A 19,813-nucleotide genomic window follows, 5' to 3' on the forward strand; every position below is an offset into this window, starting at 1 on the left:
TAGAATCGGCTGGTCCCGCACAGCCACCGGTCCCGAGCGTAGGAGGGTTGCGATGTCGAGTACGGAGGATCGACGTTTCGAGGTCCTGCGTGCCCTGGTCGCCGACTATGTCGCGACGCAGGAGCCCATCGGATCGAAAGCACTGGTCGATCGACACAACCTGGGAGTGTCCAGCGCGACCGTGCGCAACGACATGGCCGTGCTGGAGGCCGAGGGTTACATCACGCAGCCGCACACCAGCTCGGGTCGTATCCCCACCGACAAGGGCTACCGGCAGTTCGTCGATCGCATCGCCGACGTCAAGCCGCTCTCCGCGGCGGAGCGACGGGCGATCCTGCAGTTCCTCGACACCGGCGTCGACCTGGACGACGTGTTGCGGCGCGGTGTTCGCCTGCTCGCCCAGCTGACCCGTCAGGTCGCCGTCGTGCAGTACCCGACGCTGTCCGCGTCGTCGGTCCGCCATCTCGAGGTGGTGGCCCTGACGCCGGCGCGACTGTTGCTGGTGCTCATCACAGACTCCGGCCGCGTCGATCAGCGCATCGTCGAACTCGGCGACGTCATCGACGACGAGGACCTCTCGCGTCTGCGGTCGCTGCTCGGGGGCGCGCTGGAGGGCAAGCGTCTCGCCCTGGCCTCCGCGGCGGTGGCCGAACTCGCCGAGACGGCGCCCGACGATCTGCGCGACGCCGTGGTGCGCTCGTCGACCGTGCTGGTCGAGACGCTCGTCGAACACCCGGAGGAGCGGCTCGTGCTCGGCGGCACCGCCAACCTGACGCGCAACGCTGCCGACTTCGCGGCTCTCAGCGGGTTTCCCGGGTCACTGCGCTCGGTACTCGAAGCGCTGGAGGAACAGGTCGTGGTGCTCAAGCTCATCGCCGCGACGCAGGACACGGGCCGGGTGACCGTCCGGATCGGCGAGGAGACCATGGCCCCGGAGATGCGGGGCACCTCGGTGGTCTCCACCGGCTACGGCTCGGCGGGCAACGTGCTGGGCGGTATGGGTGTGCTCGGCCCCACGAGAATGGACTACCCGGGAACGATCGCGTCGGTCGCGGCTGTTGCTCGATACATCGGAGAGGTGCTGGCCGAACGATGACGGCCGGTGCACTCACCTGCCCCACCCGAACTTTTTCCGAACCACCTTCCATCAAGAGGATATGAGTACACACGTGGCACGCGACTATTACGGAACTCTGGGCGTCGACAACAAGGCGTCGGACCAGGAGATCAAGCGCGCGTATCGCAAACTCGCGCGTGAGTTCCACCCCGACGTCAACCCCGACGAGTCGGCCCAGGCCCGCTTCAAGGACATCAGCTCTGCGTACGAGGTGCTGTCCGATCCCGAGAAGCGACGCATCGTCGATCTCGGTGGCGATCCGCTCGAGAGTGGCGGCGGAGGCGGAGCAGGCGGCTTCGGCGGTGCCGGCTTCGGCGGCGGACTCGGCGACGTGTTCGAGGCGTTCTTCGGCGGCAACGGCGGTGGTACCCGCGGGCCCCGCGGTCGTGTCCAGCCCGGCTCGGACTCGCTGCTGCGCACCTCGCTCACGCTGGAGGAGTGCGCCACCGGCGTCACCAAGCACATCGCGGTCGAGACGGCCGTGCTGTGCGACGTCTGCACCGGTTCCGGAACCAACGGCGACTCGACGCCGGTCCGCTGTGAGACCTGCAACGGTGCCGGCGAGGTCCAGTCGGTCCAGCGGTCGTTCCTCGGACAGGTCATGACGGCACGTCCGTGCCCCACCTGCCGCGGCGCGGGCGAGACGATCCCCGATCCCTGCCGCAAGTGTGGCGGCGACGGGCGCGTGCGTGCCCGCCGCGAGCTGGCCGTGAAGGTGCCGGCCGGGGTCGGCAGCGGGATGCGCATCCGCCTCGCGGCGCAGGGCGAGGTCGGCCCCGGCGGCGGTCCCGCCGGTGACGTGTACGCCGAGGTGGTCGAGAAGTCGCACGACGTGTTCGTCCGCGACGGTGACGATCTGCACTGCACCATCCGCGTGCCGATGGCGGACGCCGCCCTGGGCACGTCCGTCAGCGTCGACGCGATTCTCGACGGTCCCACGACGATCACCGTCGATCCCGGCACGCAGCCCGGCTCGGTGCAGGTCCTGCGCGGTCACGGCATGCCCAAGCTGCGCAGCGGTGTCCGCGGCGATCTGCACGCGCACCTCGAGGTGGTCGTCCCGGCCCGCCTGGACTCCACGGAGACCAAGTTGCTGCAGCAACTGCGCACTCACCGCGAGCGCGACAACGCCGAGGTGGTCACCACCGCGTCGCAGCACACCGGGGGACTGTTCTCCCGTCTGCGCGACGCCTTCAGTCGCTGATCGGGCGGGGGACCACTGGTGGCGGCCACCGTCTACTTCCTCGATCCGCTGCCGTCTCCGGGGGAGTCGGGCGCGTTGGACGGGGCCGAAGGTCGGCACGCGGCCACGGTGCGCCGGACGACCGTCGGTGAGCGGCTGGTGCTGTCGGACGGCCGCGGTTCGCTCGCGGCCGTCGAGGTCACCGGCGTCGAGAAGGCCCGGCTCTCGTTCACGGTGCTCTCCGTCACCACCGCGGAGCCGCCCCGGCCCACGGTGACCGTGATCCAGGCGCTCCCGAAGTCGGAGCGCTCGGAACTGGCCGTCGAGACGGCGACCGAGGCGGGTGCGGACGCGATCGTGCCGTGGCAATCGCTGCGCTGCGTGTCGCGATGGGACGGCCCGAAGGCCGTCAAAGGTGTCGCGAAGTGGCGGAACGCTGCCACCGCGGCCGCCAAGCAGGCGCGGCGTGCCTTCGTTCCCGACGTCGCCGACCTGCACGACACTCGGATGGTGCGCAGCCTGGTCGAGGGCGTCGTCGCACGTGGGGGCATCGTGGTCGCGCTGCACGAGGCTGCCCCCGGGGCCTTCGCGGACCTCCCGTTCCGCGGCGCACCCGAGGTGGTGCTCGTCGTCGGACCCGAGGGCGGGCTCGACGACACGGAGATCGACATGCTCGTCGGTGCCGGCGCGACGCCCGCGCTCCTGGGGCCGACCGTCCTGCGGACATCGACCGCGGCGGCCGTGGCGTTGGGCGCGCTCGGCGTCCTGACCGATCGCTGGTCCGGCGCACCGCCCAGCGTGTGACCCGCGATAGGGAAAATGCACTCGTCGACGCAATGGCTAGAGTGGAGAGCAGGACGGGACGCAGTCGAACTCGTCCCGCATCGAGAGTCGAGAACCGAGAGAAGGCCATAGCCACCACGTGAGTGACAACATCCCTTTCGTCGGCACCAGAGGTGACGATGCGCAGGACACCACTCGTGCGTCCCGCGGACAGAAGCGGCAGTCCTCACGCCCGGTTCTGACCGAGGCGCGTGTGACCGAGTCCATCGAACTCGACCCCGCCGTGATGTTCCCTCTGCTCGGGTCCGCCGACGGCAACCTCCGGGCGCTCGAGCAGGTGCTCTCCGCCGAGATCCACGTACGTGGCAACGTCGTCACGTTCGAGGGGGCACCGTCCGACATCGCCGTCGGCAAGCGGGTGCTCACCGAGCTCGCCGCCGTCGTGGTCGCCGGCGGACCGGTCACTCCGGACGCGGTGCGGCGCACGGTCGCGATGCTCAGTCGCGGCGTGAGCGAGTCTCCCGCCGAGGTCCTGAGCCTGGACATCCTGTCCCGACGCGGCAAGACCATCCGGCCCAAGACGCTGAACCAGAAGCGCTACGTCGACGCGATCGACGCCAATACCATCGTGTTCGGCGTGGGTCCCGCCGGAACGGGCAAGACCTACCTGGCCATGGCCAAGGCGGTGCAGGCTCTGCAGGCGAAGCAGGTCAGCCGCATCATCCTCACGCGCCCGGCCGTCGAGGCGGGGGAGCGACTCGGGTTCCTCCCCGGCACACTGCACGACAAGATCGATCCGTACCTGCGTCCGCTGCACGACGCGCTGCACGACATGATGGACGTCGAAGCCATCCCGAAGCTCATGCAGGCGGGCATCATCGAGGTCGCACCGCTGGCCTACATGCGTGGCCGCACGCTGAACGACGCGTTCATCATCCTCGACGAGGCGCAGAACACCACGGCCGAGCAGATGAAAATGTTCCTGACCCGCCTCGGCTTCAACTCGAAGATCGTCGTCACCGGGGACATCACCCAGGTGGATCTCCCCGGCGGATCGCGCTCGGGACTGCGTGCCGCCACCGAGATCCTGGTGGACATCGACGACATCCACTTCGCCAAGCTCGACAGCAGCGACGTGGTCCGGCACCGACTGGTCTCCGACATCGTCGACGCCTACGACCGCTTCGACGCCGCGGACGCCAAGTCCGCCAACCGCGCTGCGCGTCGCAGTGGCGGTCCCCGCGCCGCGCACCACTGATGTGGGCGTGCACGGGCACGGAGTCGTCGTGGACTGGGGCGTCGCCGAGCACTAGTACGGTGTTCGCATGAGCATCGAGGTCTCCAACGAATCCGGGATGGACGTCGGAGAAGAGGATCTGATCGCGGTCGCGCGCTACGCCATCGCGCAGATGGACGTGCATCCGGCAGCCGAGCTGTCCATGGTCCTCGTCGACTCCGCCACCATGGCCGATCTCCACATGCGCTGGATGGACCTGCCAGGTCCCACCGACGTGATGTCGTTCCCGATGGACGAGCTCGAGCCGGGCGGTCGCCCGGACTCACCGGACCCCGGTCCGTCGATGCTCGGAGACATCGTGCTGTGCCCGTCGTTCGCGGCGGACCAGGCCGAGAAGGCCGGGCACCCGCTCGAGCACGAACTCGCACTCCTCACCGTGCACGGCGTGCTGCACCTCCTCGGCTACGACCACGCGGAGCCGGACGAGGAGAAGGAGATGTTCGGCCTGCAGAACAGCATCCTCGAGGACTGGTACGAGAGCCTGCGCCAGGCCGAGCGCGACGCTCTGTCTGCTGCTCGGGACGCGAAACTGTTGGGCAGCACCGGTTTCGCGAATCCCCGGACCGATGCCGGTGGTGAGTCGACCCGGTGACCAGCGCTCCGGCACTGATCGTGCTCGCGGTTGTCCTCGTCCCTCTCGGCGGCCTCTTCGCCGCCATCGACTCCGCCGTCAACACCGTCTCCTCTGCACGCGTCGAGGAGATGGTGAAGGAATCTCGGGGCGGGGCGAGCGAACTGCTCCGCATCCTCGAGGACCGTCCGCGGTACGTGAATCTCATGGTCCTGCTGCGCATCCTGTGCGAGATCGGGTCCACGGTCCTGCTCGCCGGAGCGTTGCTGGACCTGCTCGCGCCGGCGCAGGCACTGGCCATCGCCGCCGGCGTCATGGTGGTGGTCGACTACGTCGTCATCGGCGTGGGACCCCGCACACTCGGCCGCCAGCACGCGTACTCCCTCTCGCTGGGGTCGTCCTACCCGCTGCGCGCCATCGGCATCCTGCTGGGCCCGGTGAGCCGGTTGCTCATTCTCGTCGGCAATGCGATCACGCCCGGCCGTGGCTTTCGCAACGGTCCCTTCGCCTCCGAGATCGAACTGCGGGAACTCGTCGACATGGCGCAGGAGCGCGGCGTGGTCGCCGACGACGAGCGCCGCATGATCCAGTCCGTGTTCGAGCTCGGCGACACCTCCGCACGCGAGGTGATGGTGCCGCGCACCGAGATGGTGTGGATCGAGCGTGACAAGTCCGCCGGACAGGCGACCACCCTCGCCGTGCGGAGCGGGCATTCGCGGATCCCGGTGATCGGCGAGAACGTCGACGACATCCTCGGCGTCGTCTATCTCAAGGACCTCGTGCAACAGACGTACACGTCGTCCGACGGTGGCCGCAGCGTGCGTGTCGACGAGGTCATGCGTCCCGCGGTGTTCGTCCCGGACTCCAAGCCGCTGGACAGCCTGCTGGCCGAGATGCAGAGGGACCGCAAGCACATGGCGGTCCTGGTGGACGAGTACGGCGGTGTCGCCGGCCTCGTCACCATCGAGGACGTGCTCGAGGAGATCGTCGGCGAGATCGCGGACGAGTACGACACCGACGAGGTGGCCCCGATCGAGGAACTCGAGGACGGCCGCTTCCGGGTGTCGTCCAGGCTTCCTCTCGAGGACCTCGGCGAACTGTTCGACATCGAGATCGACAACGACGAGGTGGACACCGTCGGCGGCCTGCTGTCCTACGAGATCGGGCGCGTCCCGCTGCCGGGCGCCCGTGTCGAGGCACACGGGTTGATCCTGGTGGCCGAGGGCGGCTCCGATGCGCGCGGACGAGTGCGCGTGAGCACCGTGACCGCCGAGAAGCTTCCCGAACCGGACGCCGACGACGAGGACTCCGAGTCGTCGGACGAGAGAGACGAGATCGACCATGACCGAGACTGACGACTTCCACTCCGGGTTCGTGTGCTTCGTCGGACGGCCCAACACCGGCAAGTCCACTCTGACGAATGCCCTGGTGGGAGCCAAGATCGCCATCACGTCCTCCCGGCCCCAGACCACACGCCACACCATTCGGGGCATCGTGCACCGGGACCACGCGCAGCTGATCCTCGTGGACACCCCGGGCCTGCACCGGCCGAGGACCCTGCTCGGGCAGCGTCTGAACGACCTGGTGCGCGACACCTACTCGGAGGTCGACGCCATCGGTCTCTGCATCCCGGCGGACGAGAAGATCGGCCCCGGCGATCGCTGGATCTTGGAGCAGGTCCGCCACAACGCGGGCAGGACAGCGCTGGTCGGTCTGGTGACCAAGATCGACAAGGTCTCCAAGCAGCGCGTCATGGAGCAGCTGATCGCCGTCTCGAACCTGCTCGGTCCGGACTGCGAGGTGGTCCCCGTGTCCGCCGCGTCCGGCGAGCAGGTGGAGGTCGTCGTCGACGTCTTCGCGAAGGTGTTGCCGCCCGGGCCTGCGTTCTACCCCGACGGTGAGCTGACGGACGAGCCGGAGGAGACCCTCATGGCCGAGTTGATCCGGGAGGCGGCGCTCGAGGGAGTGCACGACGAGCTCCCGCACTCCCTGGCCGTGGTCATCGAGGAGGTCGGGCCCCGCGAGGGGTCGGACACGATGCTGGACGTGCACGCCATTCTCTACGTCGAACGTCAGTCGCAGAAGGCGATCGTCATCGGCAAGGGTGGCGCTCGACTGCGCGACGTGGGTACAGCGGCTCGCGGTCAGATCGAGAAGCTGCTCGGCACCCGCATCTACCTCGACCTCCGCGTCAAGGTGGCCAAGGACTGGCAGCGCGATCCCAAGCAGATGGGCAAGCTGGGCTTCTGACCCGCGCTACCGTGCCGCGCTCCATCGTCGCGACACGGTAGTTCCGGGTGCAGGTTCAGGACAGGTGCTCAGGCTCTGTCTGAGTCTTGTGGTGCTCGTCGGAGCGCATGGCGTCCTGGCCGCCGTGCCCCACTCCCGGGCTGCCGGCCCTGGCCGGACTCAACGAGACGACGATCGACTTCGACGTGGGGCAGTTGCTGTCGGTCGCCGACGAGTCCAACGGAACCAGCGGGTTGGTCTCCGGGTAGTAGGCGGCCGCGGACCCCTTGGGCGTCTGGTACTCGACGATCCGGAAGTTCTCGGCGACGCGCACCACGTCGTCGTCGTCCCACTTGGTGGTGATGTCGACGAAGTCGCCGTCCTTCATGCCGAGTTCCGCGATGTCCCCGCGGTTGACGAACACGACGCGGCGGCCGCCCTCGATTCCCCGGTACCGGTCGCTGAGCCCGTAGATCGTGGTGTTGAACTGATCGTGGCTCCGGAACGTCTGCAGCAGAAGGTGCTTCGGCGGCACCTGCAGTGCTTCGATGGGCGAGACGAAGAACTCGGCGAGGCCGGACTCCGTCTGGAAGGTCCGCGAGTCCCGCGGCGGGTGGGGGAGGACGAAGCCTCCGGGCCGACGAGCGTTGACCTCGTAGCCCTCGCACCCCGGAACCACCCGCGAGATGTGCTGACGGATGGTGCGGTAGTCGTCGCGCATACCCTTCCAGTCGAGACCGTAGCGGTCGCCGATCGTGGCTTCCGCGATCTGCGTGATGATCTCGACCTCGGACTTGACGTGCGGGCTGGGCGGATCGAGCGGACCGCGGGAGGAGTGCACCGAGCACGTCGAGTCCTCGACGCTGATCCACTGCGGCCCGCTGGCCTGGATGTCCTTCTCGGTGCGGCCCTTGGTCGGCAGGATCAGCGCCACGTCCCCGGTGACGAGGTGCGAGCGGTTGATCTTCGTCGAGATGTGCACCGTCATGTTCGTCTTGCGCATGGCATCGAAGGTGACGGTGCTGTCCGGCGTGGCCTGGGCGAAGTTGCCGCCGAGACCGAGGAAGAACTTCACCTTGCCATCGCGCATCCCGCGGATCGAGTCGATCGTGTCGAGACCGTTCTCGCGGGGCGGATCGAAGCCGAACTCGCTCTCGAGTGCGTCGAGGAAGTGCTTCGGCACCCGCTCCCAAATGCCCATGGTGCGGTCGCCCTGCACGTTCGAGTGGCCGCGCACAGGCAGTACACCCGCGTTGGCCTTACCGATGTTGCCCTGGGCGAACGCGAGGTTGGTGATCTCCTTGACGGTGTTCACGGCGTTGCGGTGCTGCGTGATCCCCATGGCCCAGCAGAAGACGGTGGCCTTCGAGTCACGCAGAAGCTTCGCTGCGTCGGTGATCTGCGCTCGGGAGAGACCGGTGACCGTCTCCACCTCGTCCCAGTCGACCGCCGAGACGTGCTGCTTCCAGAGATCGAAGTTGTTGGTGTACTTCTCGATGAACTCGTGATCGAGGGCGTCCCACTCGACCAGCAGCTTGCCGATGGCCTGGAAGAGCGCCAGGTCGCCGTTGATGCGGATCGGTAGGTGCATGTCCTCGAGATCGGTGCCGGGGCCCACCATGCCGCGCGGCGTCTGCGGATTCTTGAAATTGATGAGGCCGGCCTCGCGCAGCGGGTTGATCGCCAGGATCTTGGCGCCGTTCTGCTTGGCCTTCTCCAGCGCGGACAGCATGCGCGGGTGGTTGGTGCCCGGGTTCTGTCCGGCCAGGATGATGAGGTCCGCGCCGTACACGTCGTCGAGCACGACGCTGGCCTTGCCGATGCCCATCGACTCCTGCAGGGCGAAGGACGTGGACTCGTGGCACATGTTGGAACAGTCCGGCAGGTTGTTGGTGCCGTAGGCGCGGACGAAGAGCTGGTAGACGAACGCGGACTCGTTCGACGCGCGACCCGACGTGTAGAACGTGGCCTCGTCCGGGTGCAGCGAGCGCAACTCCTCGCCGATGAGGTCGAACGCCTCGTTCCACCCGATCTCCTCGTAGTGGGTACCGCCCGAGCGCTTGACCATCGGGTGCGTGATGCGCCCCTGCTGGCCGAGCCAGTGCTCACTGTGCGAGTCGAGGTCGGCGATGCTGTGGCGCGCGAAGAAGTCCGGGGTGGCGCGACGCTTGTCGGCTTCCTCGGCCACGGCCTTCGCGCCGTTCTCGCAGAACTCCGCGGCGTGCCGGTGGCCCGGATCCGGATCGGGCCATGCGCAGCTCATGCAGTCGAAGCCCTCGGCCTGGTTCAGTTCGAGCAGGGTCCGAGCGGTGCGCACCGGGCCCATGCGCTCGAGCGAGCGCTTCATCGAGACAGCGACGGCGGTCGGACCGGCGGCATGCGTCTTCGGCTTCTCGATCGACAGGTCGGCCTCGTCGTAGTCCCGAGAGTCGCGTGTGCGTGTCATCGATCTGTCACTCCTTCGTGTCGCGCGTGCCCCTCTGATCGAGGGTAGAGCGCCGCTCCGACACGACCTGCCGGACCGCGCGCTCCCTCCCTGTCTACCCGCGCCGACGGTTCCGTACCCGTCGCCTAGCGTGAGGCCATGACGAGAACTCGCACCGTGTCCGATCACGTCGACGTCGCGGCATCGCCCGACGAGGTCTACGCACTGGTCAGCGACCCGACGCAGACGCATCGGTGGAGCCCCGAGAACACGGGAGCGGTGGTGGACGCGCCGCTCCGCGGAGGAACCTACGAGGGCATGACGTTCGTCGGGCGCAACAAGCGTGGCCGGGCGACGTGGAGCACGCGGTGCGTGGTGACAGCCGCCGAGCCCGCACGGCGATTCGCGTTCCGGGTGGAGGTCATCGGGCCCGGCAAGCCGATCGTCCGCGCACGGAACGCGAGCTGGGAGTACACCTTCACGCCGGTGAACGGCGGCACCCGTGTCACCGAGACGTGGACGGACGATCGGCCGTGGCCCGACGCGGTGGCCGCGCTGTTCGACAAGGTGGCCACCGGGGGGAGTTCCTTCTCGTCCTTCCAGCGCCGCAATATCGCGCGGACGCTGGCGAATCTGCAGGCCGAGCTCGGCGCTCCCTGACCTCGCCGGTCGTCCTGCGTGGGACAATGACAGGGTGCCGGCGAGCAGAGGTGGAGTGTGAGGTCGTATCGCGATCATGCCGTCGTCCTGCGCCAGCACAAGCTCGGTGAGGCCGACCGCATCGTCACGCTCCTCACTCGCCGCCACGGACTCGTACGCGCAGTGGCGAAGGGCGTGCGCCGCACGACGTCGAAGTTCGGCGCCCGGCTCGAGCCGTTCGCCTACATCGACGTGCAGCTGTATCCCGGTCGCAACCTCGACATCGTGACGCAGGTGCAGACCGTCGAGTCGTTCGCATCCGACATCGTCGCCGACTACGGCCGCTACACCACGGGGTGCGCCGTCCTCGAGACCTCCGAGCGGCTGGCGGGTGAGGAACACGCTCCGGCGCCTCGCCTGCACCACCTGACCGTCGGCGCGCTGCGCACCCTGGCCTCCGGGGCTCGCGACTCGGAACTGGTGCTCGACGCGTTCCTGCTGCGGGCGATGAACTTCGCCGGATGGGCTCCGTCGCTGGACGAGTGCGCGACGTGTGCCGCGCCCGGCCCGCATCGCGCGTTCCACGTCTCCGCCGGGGGAGCGGTGTGCACCCACTGCCGCCCCGCCGGGTCCAGCACACCCTCGGTGGGAGTGCTCGACCTGATGTCGGCTCTGCAGAGCGGCGACTGGGCGGGTACCGAGGCGTCGACCGACTCGATGCGCGTGCAGGCGAGCGGTCTGGTGGCCGCACACCTGCAGTGGCATCTCGAACGGCAACTCCGCACCCTGCCCTTCGTCGAACGCAGCGGCGGGTCCGGGACCGCCGGGTCCGCGCCCGCCGGAGAAACTCCGGTCGGGCAGGATGAGACCCGTGATCCGTCGAAGTCCACGCGAGCAGCCCACCCGGCGTGAAGTCCGCGCGCCCGATCCGCACCCGTCCGGTGCCCGCGCGCCGATCCTGCAGCCCGAGCTGATTCCCCGCCACGTGGCGCTCGTCATGGATGGCAACGGACGCTGGGCGCAGGATCGCGGACTGCCCCGCACCGCGGGCCATGAGCGCGGCGAAGCCGTCCTCATGGACACGGTCTGCGGATGCATCGACATCGGCGTGCGGTGGTTGTCCGCCTACGCGTTCTCGACGGAGAACTGGCGCCGCAGCCCGGACGAGGTGAAGTTCCTCATGGGCTTCAACCGCGACGTCATCCGCCGCCGCCGCGACGAGATGCACGAGATGGGGGTGCGCGTCCGCTGGGCGGGGCGCCGACCTCGTCTGTGGCGCAGCGTCATCACCGAGCTCGAGACGGCGGAGGAGCTGACGAAGGACAACACCGTCATGACGTTGACGATGTGCGTCAACTACGGCGGTCGGGCCGAGATCGTCGACGCAGCGCGGGAAATCGCGCGGCGAGCTGCCGCCGGCCAACTCGATCCGGACAAGATCTCCGAGGCGTCGTTCGCCAAGTATCTGGACGAGCCCGACATGCCGGACGTCGATCTGTTCCTGCGTCCGTCCGGCGAGCAACGCACCTCCAACTTCCTGATCTGGCAGTCGGCGTACGCCGAGATGGTGTTCCAGGAAAAGCTCTTCCCCGATTTCGACCGTCGCGACCTGTGGGCCGCCTGTGTCGAATACGCCTCTCGTGACCGCAGATTCGGAGGTGTAAAATGAGTGAGGACGACATCGTGAGGGCACTGCAGGATCGTGCCCGTCTCGCCCTCGGCCAATTCGCCGACGTCAGCGTCGGAGACGACGGATCGCTCGGATTCTCGTATGCCGGAGCTCTGTGTTCGCTGCGCGCAGTGGCTCTCAGTCCCGGTCTCGAGGTCCTCTCGTTGACGGCGGTGCTGGCCTGGGATCGTCCGTCCTCGGGCACTCTGCGCGGGAAAGTCGCTGTGCGCAACAGTGAATCGCAATTCGGATCCATCTCCCTGACCACGCACGGATCGCAGGCAGACGTCGTCATGCGCTACACGTTCCCGGCGTCCGGACTGGACGACGAGCCGTTGATGACGATGCTGGTGTTGGTGCTCTCCGGTGTCGAGAAGGCGCGCGTCGGCCTCGTCCCGTGACCCGTCGGAGCGTCGGCGACATCGACGCCGAACACATCTGGCACCCGTATTCGGGATTCCCGTCTCCGCGTCCGGCGGTGGTGACATCGGCTGCGGGCGTGCGCATCACGTTGGACGACGGGCGCTCGCTGATCGACGGCATGAGTTCGTGGTGGGCTGCCGTCCACGGGTACGGCCACCCGGTCCTCGACGCTGCCGTTACGGCGCAACTGGGCGCCATGAGTCACGTCATGTTCGGCGGTCTGACGCACGAGCCGGCGGCCAGGCTGGCGGAACTGCTGGTGAGGATCACCCCGGAGGGGCTCGAGCGGGTGTTCTTCTGCGACTCCGGCTCGGTGTCCGTCGAAGTGGCGGTCAAGATGGCGCTCCAGTATCACCGGGCCCTGGGACGCCCCGACAAACGCCGGCTCCTGACATGGCGCGGCGGCTACCACGGTGACACTTTCACGCCGATGAGCGTGTGCGACCCCGACGGCGGCATGCACTCGGCGTGGTCGGGAGTCCTGGCGGAGCAGGTGTTCGTCGACGCGCCGCCGCGATCGGACACACCGTTCGACGAGAGCTATGCGGCGATGCTGCGCGAGACGATCGAGCGCCGCGCGTCCGAGCTGGCGGCGGTCATCGTCGAACCCGTCGTCCAGGGCGCCGGCGGTATGAGATTCCACGACCCACGCTACGTTCGCGTGCTTCGTGAGGCGTGCTCCGACCACGACGTCCTTTTGATCCTCGACGAGATCGCCACCGGATTCGGCCGCACCGGAACGTTGTTCGCGTCCGAGCACGCCGGTGTCGGCCCGGACATCCTCTGCGTCGGCAAGGCGCTGACGGGTGGGTACCTGTCGATGGCTGCGACGCTGTGCACGGCGGAGGTGGCGTCGGTCATCAGCGCGGGGCCCGCGGGCGGTCTGATGCACGGCCCGACCTTCATGGCGAATCCGTTGGCGTGCGCTGTGGCGGTGGCGTCGACGGAACTTCTGTTGGCACGGGATTGGCGGGCGGAGGTCGCGGCGATCAAGACGGGTCTCGGCCGCGAGTTGGTCCGTGCGAATGCTCTGCCGATCGTCCGCGACGTGCGGGTGCTCGGCGGTATCGGTGTGATCGAGCTCGACCGTGAGGTCGACGTCGCGCTCGCGACCGCGGCCGCCATGGCCCGCGGCGTGTGGATCCGGCCGTTCCGGAATCTGATCTACGCGATGCCGCCCTACGTCTGCACGGCCGACGACATCCGTGCGATCGGGGAAGCACTGGTGTGCGCGGCCGCAGCCACGCAAACTTGAACACTGTTCAAGTCCATGCGTAGGCTGCGCGTTCATGACCGACAGGGCACTGGCGTGGCTCGACGCCGCAGCGGTCCGGCGTACCGATGCCGGACTGCGGAGAGTCCTCCGACCACGGACACCCGACGACCATGTCATCGACGTGGCCTCGAACGACTACCTGGGTCTGAGCCGGCACAGCGCGGTGATCGCCGGCGCCCGTGATGCGCTGGATCGATGGGGAACCGGCAGCACCGGATCACGATTGGTCACCGGAACGACGACCGACCACCACGGCCTCGAGCTCGACCTGGCGGACTTCGTCGGCGCCGACTCCGGGCTGCTCTTCTCGAGCGGCTACCTCGCCAATCTGGGCGTGGTGTCGGCATTGTCCGGCGCGGGTTCGCTGATCGTCTCCGACACCGCATCACACGCGTCGCTGGTCGATGCGTGCCGCCTGTCGCGAGCGCGCGTGGAGGTGACGCCGCACCGTGATGTCGCTGCCGTGAACCTGGCCTTGTCGACGCGATCCGAGGCGCGGGCGCTGGTGCTCACCGACTCGGTGTTCAGTGCGGACGGTGATCTGGCGCCCCTCCGAGAGCTCTACGCGGTGACCCGGCGTCACGGCGCCGTTCTGGTCGTCGACGAAGCGCACGGTCTCGGTGTGCGAGGGGGCGGCGGGCGCGGACTGGTCCAGGAGTGCGGTCTCGCCGGCGCTCCCGACCTCGTCGTCACCGCGACGCTGTCGAAGGCTCTCGGAAGCCAGGGTGGAGTGGTTCTGGCGGAAGAAGTCGTGCGCGAGCATCTTCTGAACTCGGCCAGAACCTTCATCTTCGACACTGCTCCGGCTCCGGCATCGGTGGGGGCCGCGCACGCGGCGCTGGGGGTGCTCCGGCGCGAGCCGGATCGGGTAGGGGCGCTGCGTCGGCACGCAGGTCGGCTCGCCGCGGAACTGGGACTGGCCGACCTGCCGGAATCGGCGGTGGTCCCCGTGATCGTGGGCGACGCGAATTCCGCTCTCCGAGCCGCGAACGCGTGCCGCGCACAGGGCGTGTCGGTCGGATGTTTCCGGCCGCCGTCGGTGCCGGAAGGCCGCTCGCGCCTGCGGATCACGGCCCGCGCCGATCTGACCGACGGCGAGGTGTCCAGGGTGTGCACCGTGGTCGCGGGGGCGCTCGAGCAGGTGTCCCTGTGAGCGTTCTCGTGATCACCGGGACGTCGACGGACGTCGGGAAGACGATCGTCACCGCGGCACTCGCCGTCTTGCTGGAAAGCGCCGGGCACGTGGTCTCGGTGTGCAAGCCCGCCCAGACCGGTGTCGATCCGGACGAGGCCGGGGATCTGGACGCGGTCGTCGGCCTGTCGGACCCTCTGCGCCGCAGGCAGTACCGCGAGTGCGTGCGCTACCCCGATCCGCTCGCACCCGGCGTCGCGGCGCGGCGCAGAGGGCGTGCATCACTGTCCGTCGGCGACGTGGTCGACGCTGTCGGCGATCTTCCCGGAGCGGTGCTCGTGGAGGGCGCCGGGGGAGTGGCCGTTCGTTTCGACGACCGTGGGACCACCGTGCTGGACATCGCCCGCGCTCTTTACGCGCGGGTTCTGGTCGTCTCGCAGCCGGGCCTGGGAGCGCTCAATCACGCCGAGCTCACCGTGGACGCCGTGCGCCGTGCCGGACTGTGGTGCGTGGGCGTGGTTCTCGGCTCGTGGCCGACGGTGCCCGACCTCGCCGCTGTCACCAACCTCGCAGAACTCCCTGCCGTCACCGGCGTTCCGATTGTCGGCCGCATCCCCGACGGCGTCGGCTCGTGGCCGGCGGAACGTTTCGTCTCCACCGCGCCGACATGGTTCGCCCCCGATTTCGCGCCGTTCGCGTGAACCCACCGAAGGAGTCAGCATGACCGACACACCGACCGACGACGTTCTGCGCGAGGCCGAGCGCATCGTTCTCGACGAGGGCCGCCCACTCGACGTCGACCGAGTCCTCGCCGTTCTCGAGTTGCCCGACGACCGGGTCGCCGATGCACTCGATCTCGCTCACCGAGTGCGCATGCGCTGGTGCGGAGAAGAAGTCGAAGTCGAGAGCATCATCAGCGTCAAGACAGGGGGGTGCCCCGAGGACTGTCACTTCTGCTCCCAGTCCGGACTGTTCGTCTCCCCGGTGCGCGCCGCACGACTCGACATCGCCGAGTTGGTCGAGGCCGCGAAGCAGACGGCGAAGACCGGTGCGAGCGAGTTCTGCATCGTCGCCGCCGTGCGCGGTCCCGACGAGCGATTGATGAGTCAGGTCCAGGCCGGGATCGCGGCAATCCACGCGGAGGTGGACATCGATATCGCCTGCTCGTTGGGCATGCTCACCCGCGAACAGGCCGAGCGGCTCGCGAGTTGGGGTGTCCACCGCTACAACCACAATCTCGAGACCGCCAGGTCCTACTTCCCGACCGTCGTGACCACGCACACCTGGGAGGAACGCCAGGAGACTTTGACGACGGTCGCTGATGTCGGCATGCAGGTGTGCTGCGGTGGCATTCTCGGGATGGGCGAAAGTCTGCGTCAGCGAGCAGAATTCGCCACCGAACTCGCGGCGGTGAATCCGCACGAGGTGCCCCTCAATTTCTTCGATCCGCGACCCGGAACCCCGTTCGCCCACCTCGAGGTCCTGCCCGCAACCGATGCCCTCCGCGCCATCGCGGCATTTCGACTCGCGCTCCCGCGCACCACGTTGCGTTTCGCCGGTGGCCGCGAGATCACGCTCGGCGACCTCGGCGCGCGACAGGGCATCCTGGGCGGCATCAACGCCATCATCGTCGGCAACTACCTGACGACGCTCGGTCGTCCGGCCGAATCCGATCTCGATCTCCTGGCGGAGCTGAAGATGCCGGTCAAAGCGCTCGATGCCGCCATCTGAGTCCCCGGCGTTCGATGGGTGGACGGGAGCACCGCTGGCAGACGGGGCGCGACCACGGCCTCGTGACCTGGAGCCACCGCGGTACTGCGCGTGGTGCGGCCGCCGCATGGTGGTGCAGGTGTTCCCGTCCGGATGGTCCGCGCACTGTTCACGGCATCCACTGATCGAGGGATGACGAGCGTTCAGCGAGCGGCGCACTCGCTGCAGGTGCCGAAGATCTCGGCGGTGTGGCTGACGTCGCTGAACCCGTGCTTCGAGGCCACCGACTTGGTCCAGCGCTCCACGGCGGCACCTTCCACCTCGACGGTGAAGCCGCAGTCGCGGCACACCAGATGGTGGTGGTGACCGTCGGAGCACCGGCGATAGACGGACTCACCGGAATCGGTCCGCAGGACGTCGATGGTGCCGGCGTCCGCGAGGGCCTGCAGGGTGCGGTAGACGGTGGTGAGGCCGATACCGTCGCCACGCTTGCGCAGTTCGTCGTGCAGCTCCTGCGCCGACCGGAACTCGTCGACGGTCTCCAGCAGTTCGGAGATGGCGCTGCGCTGCTTGGTCGAGCGCACACCGATGGTGCGGGGAGCGGTCACGAGTGGTTCTCCTCCTGAGCGTGGGCGACGGCGTCGACGACGATGTGGGCGAGGTGGTCGTCCACCAGGCGGTACAGGACCTCGCGTCCGGCACGCTCACCGCGGACGACGCCCGCGGCCTTGAGGACGCGCAGGTGCTGGCTGATGAGGGGCTGCGTGACGCCCAGTGCACCGACCAGCTCGTGCACACACCGCTCCGACTCGCGCAGTTGCAGCACGATCGCGATGCGCACCGGAGCGGCGAGTGCACGCAGCAGGTCTCCCGCGCCGCCCAGCACGTCCTTGGACGGCAGCGGAACGGGGCTCGGAGCCGCGGGAGGGACCACCGTGTCGTCGATGCTCATGAAGGTCCTCCTGCACTGTCGGGTGGCGCTTAATGGAAACAGTAACCACTTTCGACATCTACTCTGATATGCGCGGACGTGCATGTCAACTCACCGGTGCTCGAAGACCGGGACGTCGCCGGATAGTCTGATGTGTCGCGAGCAGAGGGACACCCCCTCGCTCGGCAGTACTACCGACCACCCGAGATGGAGAGCTGGCCCCGTGGCACCGAAGTCCAAGATCGATACCGTCGCCAACCTGGCCAAACGCCGGGGACTCGTCTACCAGTGTGGCGAGATCTACGGCGGAACCAAGTCGGCGTGGGATTACGGCCCCCTCGGCGTGGAGCTGAAGGACAACATCAAGAAGCAGTGGTGGCGCAACATGATCACCAGCCGCGAGGACACGGTGGGTCTCGACTCGTCCGTGATCCTGCCGCGCGAGGTGTGGGAGGCGTCCGGCCACGTCGAGACGTTCTCCGACCCGCTGGTCGAGTCTCTCCACACCCACAAGCGCTACCGCGCCGATCACCTTCTCGAAGCGTACGAGGAGAAGCACGGCCACCCGCCGGAGAACGGTCTCGCCGACATCCGCGATCCCGAGACCGGCGAGCCCGGCTCCTGGACCGAGCCGCGCGCCTTCTCCGGACTGCTCAAGACGTTCCTCGGACCCGTCGACGACGAGGCAGGCTTGCACTACCTCCGCCCCGAGACGGCGCAGGGCATCTTCGTCAACTTCGCCAACGTGCTCACCACGTCGCGCAAGAAGCCGCCGTTCGGCATCGGCCAGATCGGCAAGAGCTTCCGCAACGAGATCACGCCCGGCAACTTCATCTTCCGCACCCGCGAGTTCGAGCAGATGGAGATGGAGTTCTTCGTCAAGCCCGGCGAGGACGAGCAGTGGCACCAGTACTGGATCGACTACCGCATGAAGTGGTATACCGACCTGGGCATCGACCCGGAGAACCTGCGCCTGTACGAGCACGCGCAGGAGAAGCTGTCGCACTACTCCAAGCGCACCGTGGACATCGAGTACCGCTTCGAGTTCCAGGGCAGCGCGTGGGGCGAGCTCGAGGGCGTCGCCAACCGCACCGACTTCGACCTGTCGACGCACTCGAAGCACTCGGGCACCGACCTGAGCTTCTACGACCAGGCCAACGACGAGCGCTACACCCCGTACGTCATCGAACCTGCGGCGGGACTGACCCGTTCGCTCATGGCCTTCCTCGTCGACGCGTACCACGAGGACGAGGCGCCCAATGCGAAGGGCGGCGTGGACAAGCGGACGGTGCTGCGACTCGATCGTCGTCTGGCGCCGGTCAAGGCCGCCGTGCTCCCGCTGAGCCGCAACGCCGACCTGACGCCCAAGGCCAAGGACCTCGCGGCGACTCTGCGACAGAACTGGAACGTCGAGTTCGACGACGCCGGCGCCATCGGTCGCCGCTACCGTCGCCAGGACGAGATCGGCACCCCGTTCTGCATCACGGTCGACTTCGACACGCTGGACGACCATGCGGTCACCATCCGCGAGCGCGACAGCATGGCACAGGAGCGGATCGCCCTCGATCAGGTCGAGGGCTACCTCGCCACCCGCCTGCTGGGCTGCTGACCGCTACTTCTGTAGAGCAGCGGTCATCTGCTCCTCGGTCTCTTTCCCGACCCGCTCGAAGGCGATGCCGGCGAGCGGGTCGGCCAGTTTCGCGAGGCCGTTGAACTCGATGTTCGCGTGATAGGTGATCTCGGTGGAGGTCGGGCCGGCCTCGTTCAGCGTGATGTCGTCGGTGCTCGTCGCGGTCTTGTTCGTGCCCTTCAGGACGATGTGGCCGGGCTCGTCGACCTCGAGGCGGTAGGTCAGCTCCGTCGAGATTCCGTACAGCTTCGACGTGTTGTTCCATTCCGTGCCGACGGCGACCGGTCCGGGCGTGGACTGCGTGCACTCCACGGTGCCCGGATCCCATTCGGTGGCGTTCGCGAAGTCGCGCAGGTACGCGGCCACGTCCGCCCGTGATCGGGTGACGGTGAAGGTGCGGGTGACATCGACCATGGCGTGTCTGACTCCTGAACTAGAGGATGCGTACCGGGCAGGGATGCCCTCGTCGGACTCGGTCCAATCTGGAGCTACCTGGCGCTTGCGCGCTGCTGATACCCCACCAACTGGCGCCGCACCGAGACGGGCACCGGAATGCGGGTGTGGACCGGCACACCGTCACCCACTGCGATCCACGCGGGGAACACGAAGGGCTTCGTGGCGTCCGCGATGACATGCGGTTCGCAGGACGCCGTCGACAGCGTGACCGGGACGTCGATGCGCGACGATGTCGGCGAGTTCGGCGGCGGCACATTTTTCGGCATGGATTCGCTGCAGGGTGTCGTTCTGCGACGCGAGCGGGACCTCGACAGCGATGTCGTCACTCGTCTCGACGACCGC

General features: G+C 68.0%; 21 protein-coding genes. 16 read left to right on the plus strand and 5 right to left on the minus strand.

Going from position 1 to position 19,813, the window contains the following annotated elements:
- Positions 1-52 precede the first annotated feature (52 nt).
- The 7 genes from hrcA (at position 53) to era (ending at position 7,201) form a co-directional block, all read left to right on the plus strand.
- Positions 53-1,096 carry a heat-inducible transcriptional repressor HrcA gene (gene hrcA / locus HQ325_RS18110; protein ID WP_222631582.1) on the plus strand — a complete coding sequence of 348 codons (1,044 nt, stop codon included), beginning with the start codon at positions 53-55 and terminating at the stop codon, positions 1,094-1,096.
- A gap of 73 nt (positions 1,097-1,169) precedes the next feature.
- Positions 1,170-2,321 carry a molecular chaperone DnaJ gene (dnaJ, locus tag HQ325_RS18115; protein WP_222632534.1) on the plus strand — a complete coding sequence of 384 codons (1,152 nt, stop codon included), beginning with the start codon at positions 1,170-1,172 and terminating at the stop codon, positions 2,319-2,321.
- Positions 2,322-2,339: 18 nt separating this feature from the next.
- Positions 2,340-3,104: a 16S rRNA (uracil(1498)-N(3))-methyltransferase gene (locus HQ325_RS18120; protein ID WP_222631583.1), complete on the plus strand. Its 765-nt coding sequence runs from the start codon at positions 2,340-2,342 to the stop codon at positions 3,102-3,104.
- A gap of 217 nt (positions 3,105-3,321) precedes the next feature.
- The gene (locus HQ325_RS18125) at positions 3,322-4,341 is read left to right on the plus strand and encodes a PhoH family protein (protein ID WP_056446329.1); all 1,020 of its coding nucleotides are present in this window, start codon (positions 3,322-3,324) and stop codon (positions 4,339-4,341) included.
- Between the two features lie 67 nt (positions 4,342-4,408).
- The gene (gene ybeY, locus HQ325_RS18130) at positions 4,409-4,972 is read left to right on the plus strand and encodes an rRNA maturation RNase YbeY (RefSeq protein WP_027505720.1); all 564 of its coding nucleotides are present in this window, start codon (positions 4,409-4,411) and stop codon (positions 4,970-4,972) included.
- Entirely contained in the window at positions 4,969-6,306 is a 1,338-nt protein-coding gene (locus HQ325_RS18135) for a hemolysin family protein (RefSeq protein ID WP_222631584.1), read from the plus strand. The genes ybeY and HQ325_RS18135 overlap by 4 nt, the downstream gene beginning before the upstream one ends.
- Positions 6,293-7,201 carry a GTPase Era gene (gene era, locus HQ325_RS18140; protein ID WP_027505722.1) on the plus strand — a complete coding sequence of 303 codons (909 nt, stop codon included), beginning with the start codon at positions 6,293-6,295 and terminating at the stop codon, positions 7,199-7,201. The genes HQ325_RS18135 and era overlap by 14 nt, the downstream gene beginning before the upstream one ends.
- Before the next feature lie 55 nt (positions 7,202-7,256).
- Here era and HQ325_RS18145 read toward each other — a convergent pair whose 3' ends face one another.
- The gene (locus tag HQ325_RS18145) at positions 7,257-9,626 is read right to left on the minus strand and encodes an FdhF/YdeP family oxidoreductase (RefSeq protein ID WP_222631585.1); all 2,370 of its coding nucleotides are present in this window, start codon (positions 9,624-9,626) and stop codon (positions 7,257-7,259) included.
- Between the two features lie 138 nt (positions 9,627-9,764).
- Between HQ325_RS18145 and HQ325_RS18150 the strand changes: the two genes are divergently transcribed.
- Genes HQ325_RS18150 through bioB form a run of 8 tightly spaced genes read left to right on the plus strand, consistent with a single transcriptional unit; the run spans position 9,765 to position 16,475 of the window.
- A complete protein-coding gene (locus HQ325_RS18150) occupies positions 9,765-10,265 on the plus strand; it encodes an SRPBCC family protein (protein ID WP_222631586.1) in 501 nt (166 codons plus the stop codon).
- 57 nt (positions 10,266-10,322) lie between these two features.
- Positions 10,323-11,156: a DNA repair protein RecO gene (recO, locus tag HQ325_RS18155; RefSeq protein ID WP_027505725.1), complete on the plus strand. Its 834-nt coding sequence runs from the start codon at positions 10,323-10,325 to the stop codon at positions 11,154-11,156.
- Complete coding sequence (locus HQ325_RS18160) at positions 11,107-11,913, plus strand: isoprenyl transferase (RefSeq protein ID WP_222631588.1); 807 nt, start codon at positions 11,107-11,109, stop codon at positions 11,911-11,913. The genes recO and HQ325_RS18160 overlap by 50 nt, the downstream gene beginning before the upstream one ends.
- Positions 11,910-12,314 carry a hypothetical protein gene (locus HQ325_RS18165; protein ID WP_056075588.1) on the plus strand — a complete coding sequence of 135 codons (405 nt, stop codon included), beginning with the start codon at positions 11,910-11,912 and terminating at the stop codon, positions 12,312-12,314. Before HQ325_RS18160 ends, HQ325_RS18165 begins: the two co-directional genes overlap by 4 nt.
- Entirely contained in the window at positions 12,311-13,591 is a 1,281-nt protein-coding gene (locus tag HQ325_RS18170; RefSeq protein WP_222631590.1) for an adenosylmethionine--8-amino-7-oxononanoate transaminase, read from the plus strand. Before HQ325_RS18165 ends, HQ325_RS18170 begins: the two co-directional genes overlap by 4 nt.
- A gap of 34 nt (positions 13,592-13,625) precedes the next feature.
- The gene (locus tag HQ325_RS18175) at positions 13,626-14,765 is read left to right on the plus strand and encodes an 8-amino-7-oxononanoate synthase (RefSeq protein WP_222631592.1); all 1,140 of its coding nucleotides are present in this window, start codon (positions 13,626-13,628) and stop codon (positions 14,763-14,765) included.
- Entirely contained in the window at positions 14,762-15,445 is a 684-nt protein-coding gene (bioD, locus tag HQ325_RS18180; protein ID WP_222631594.1) for a dethiobiotin synthase, read from the plus strand. The genes HQ325_RS18175 and bioD overlap by 4 nt, the downstream gene beginning before the upstream one ends.
- 19 nt (positions 15,446-15,464) lie before the next feature.
- A complete protein-coding gene (gene bioB / locus HQ325_RS18185; RefSeq protein ID WP_222631596.1) occupies positions 15,465-16,475 on the plus strand; it encodes a biotin synthase BioB in 1,011 nt (336 codons plus the stop codon).
- Between the two features lie 182 nt (positions 16,476-16,657).
- Here the strand turns inward: bioB and HQ325_RS18190 are convergent, their stop codons facing one another.
- Positions 16,658-17,062, minus strand: coding sequence for a Fur family transcriptional regulator (locus HQ325_RS18190; RefSeq protein ID WP_027505728.1), 405 nt, complete (start codon positions 17,060-17,062; stop codon positions 16,658-16,660).
- Entirely contained in the window at positions 17,059-17,406 is a 348-nt protein-coding gene (locus HQ325_RS18195; protein WP_027505729.1) for a metalloregulator ArsR/SmtB family transcription factor, read from the minus strand. Before HQ325_RS18195 ends, HQ325_RS18190 begins: the two co-directional genes overlap by 4 nt.
- 202 nt (positions 17,407-17,608) lie before the next feature.
- Here HQ325_RS18195 and HQ325_RS18200 point away from each other — a divergent pair, with 202 nt between their 5' ends.
- On the plus strand, positions 17,609-18,994 hold the full coding sequence (locus HQ325_RS18200) for a glycine--tRNA ligase (protein WP_027505730.1): 1,386 nt from the start codon (positions 17,609-17,611) through the stop codon (positions 18,992-18,994).
- A gap of 3 nt (positions 18,995-18,997) precedes the next feature.
- Here the strand turns inward: HQ325_RS18200 and HQ325_RS18205 are convergent, their stop codons facing one another.
- Together HQ325_RS18205 and HQ325_RS18210 are read right to left on the minus strand one after the other, a co-directional pair.
- Positions 18,998-19,429, minus strand: coding sequence for an SRPBCC family protein (locus HQ325_RS18205; RefSeq protein WP_027505731.1), 432 nt, complete (start codon positions 19,427-19,429; stop codon positions 18,998-19,000).
- A gap of 74 nt (positions 19,430-19,503) precedes the next feature.
- Positions 19,504-19,737, minus strand: a complete 234-nt coding sequence (locus HQ325_RS18210; RefSeq protein WP_222631597.1) for a hypothetical protein — start codon at positions 19,735-19,737, stop codon at positions 19,504-19,506.
- Positions 19,738-19,813 lie beyond the last annotated feature (76 nt).

It is taken from the genome of Rhodococcus sp. BP-349 (genome assembly GCF_019835845.1).
In the GTDB taxonomy this organism is placed as follows: Bacteria; Actinomycetota; Actinomycetes; order Mycobacteriales; family Mycobacteriaceae; genus Rhodococcoides.

Excerpts from the sequence above, each read along its gene's own strand:
- HQ325_RS18175 (WP_222631592.1), top strand. The coding sequence starts at position 13,626 with ATGACCGACAGGGCACTGGCGTGGCTCGACGCCGCAGCGGTCCGGCGT.
- HQ325_RS18210 (WP_222631597.1), bottom strand. The coding sequence starts at position 19,737 with ATGCCGAAAAATGTGCCGCCGCCGAACTCGCCGACATCGTCGCGCATC.
- HQ325_RS18160 (WP_222631588.1), top strand. The coding sequence starts at position 11,107 with ATGAGACCCGTGATCCGTCGAAGTCCACGCGAGCAGCCCACCCGGCGT.
- bioB (WP_222631596.1), top strand. The coding sequence starts at position 15,465 with ATGACCGACACACCGACCGACGACGTTCTGCGCGAGGCCGAGCGCATC.
- hrcA (WP_222631582.1), top strand. The coding sequence starts at position 53 with ATGTCGAGTACGGAGGATCGACGTTTCGAGGTCCTGCGTGCCCTGGTC.
- HQ325_RS18165 (WP_056075588.1), top strand. The coding sequence starts at position 11,910 with ATGAGTGAGGACGACATCGTGAGGGCACTGCAGGATCGTGCCCGTCTC.
- HQ325_RS18195 (WP_027505729.1), bottom strand. The coding sequence starts at position 17,406 with ATGAGCATCGACGACACGGTGGTCCCTCCCGCGGCTCCGAGCCCCGTT.
- ybeY (WP_027505720.1), top strand. The coding sequence starts at position 4,409 with ATGAGCATCGAGGTCTCCAACGAATCCGGGATGGACGTCGGAGAAGAG.
- HQ325_RS18205 (WP_027505731.1), bottom strand. The coding sequence starts at position 19,429 with ATGGTCGATGTCACCCGCACCTTCACCGTCACCCGATCACGGGCGGAC.
- HQ325_RS18145 (WP_222631585.1), bottom strand. The coding sequence starts at position 9,626 with ATGACACGCACACGCGACTCTCGGGACTACGACGAGGCCGACCTGTCG.
- era (WP_027505722.1), top strand. The coding sequence starts at position 6,293 with ATGACCGAGACTGACGACTTCCACTCCGGGTTCGTGTGCTTCGTCGGA.
- HQ325_RS18150 (WP_222631586.1), top strand. The coding sequence starts at position 9,765 with ATGACGAGAACTCGCACCGTGTCCGATCACGTCGACGTCGCGGCATCG.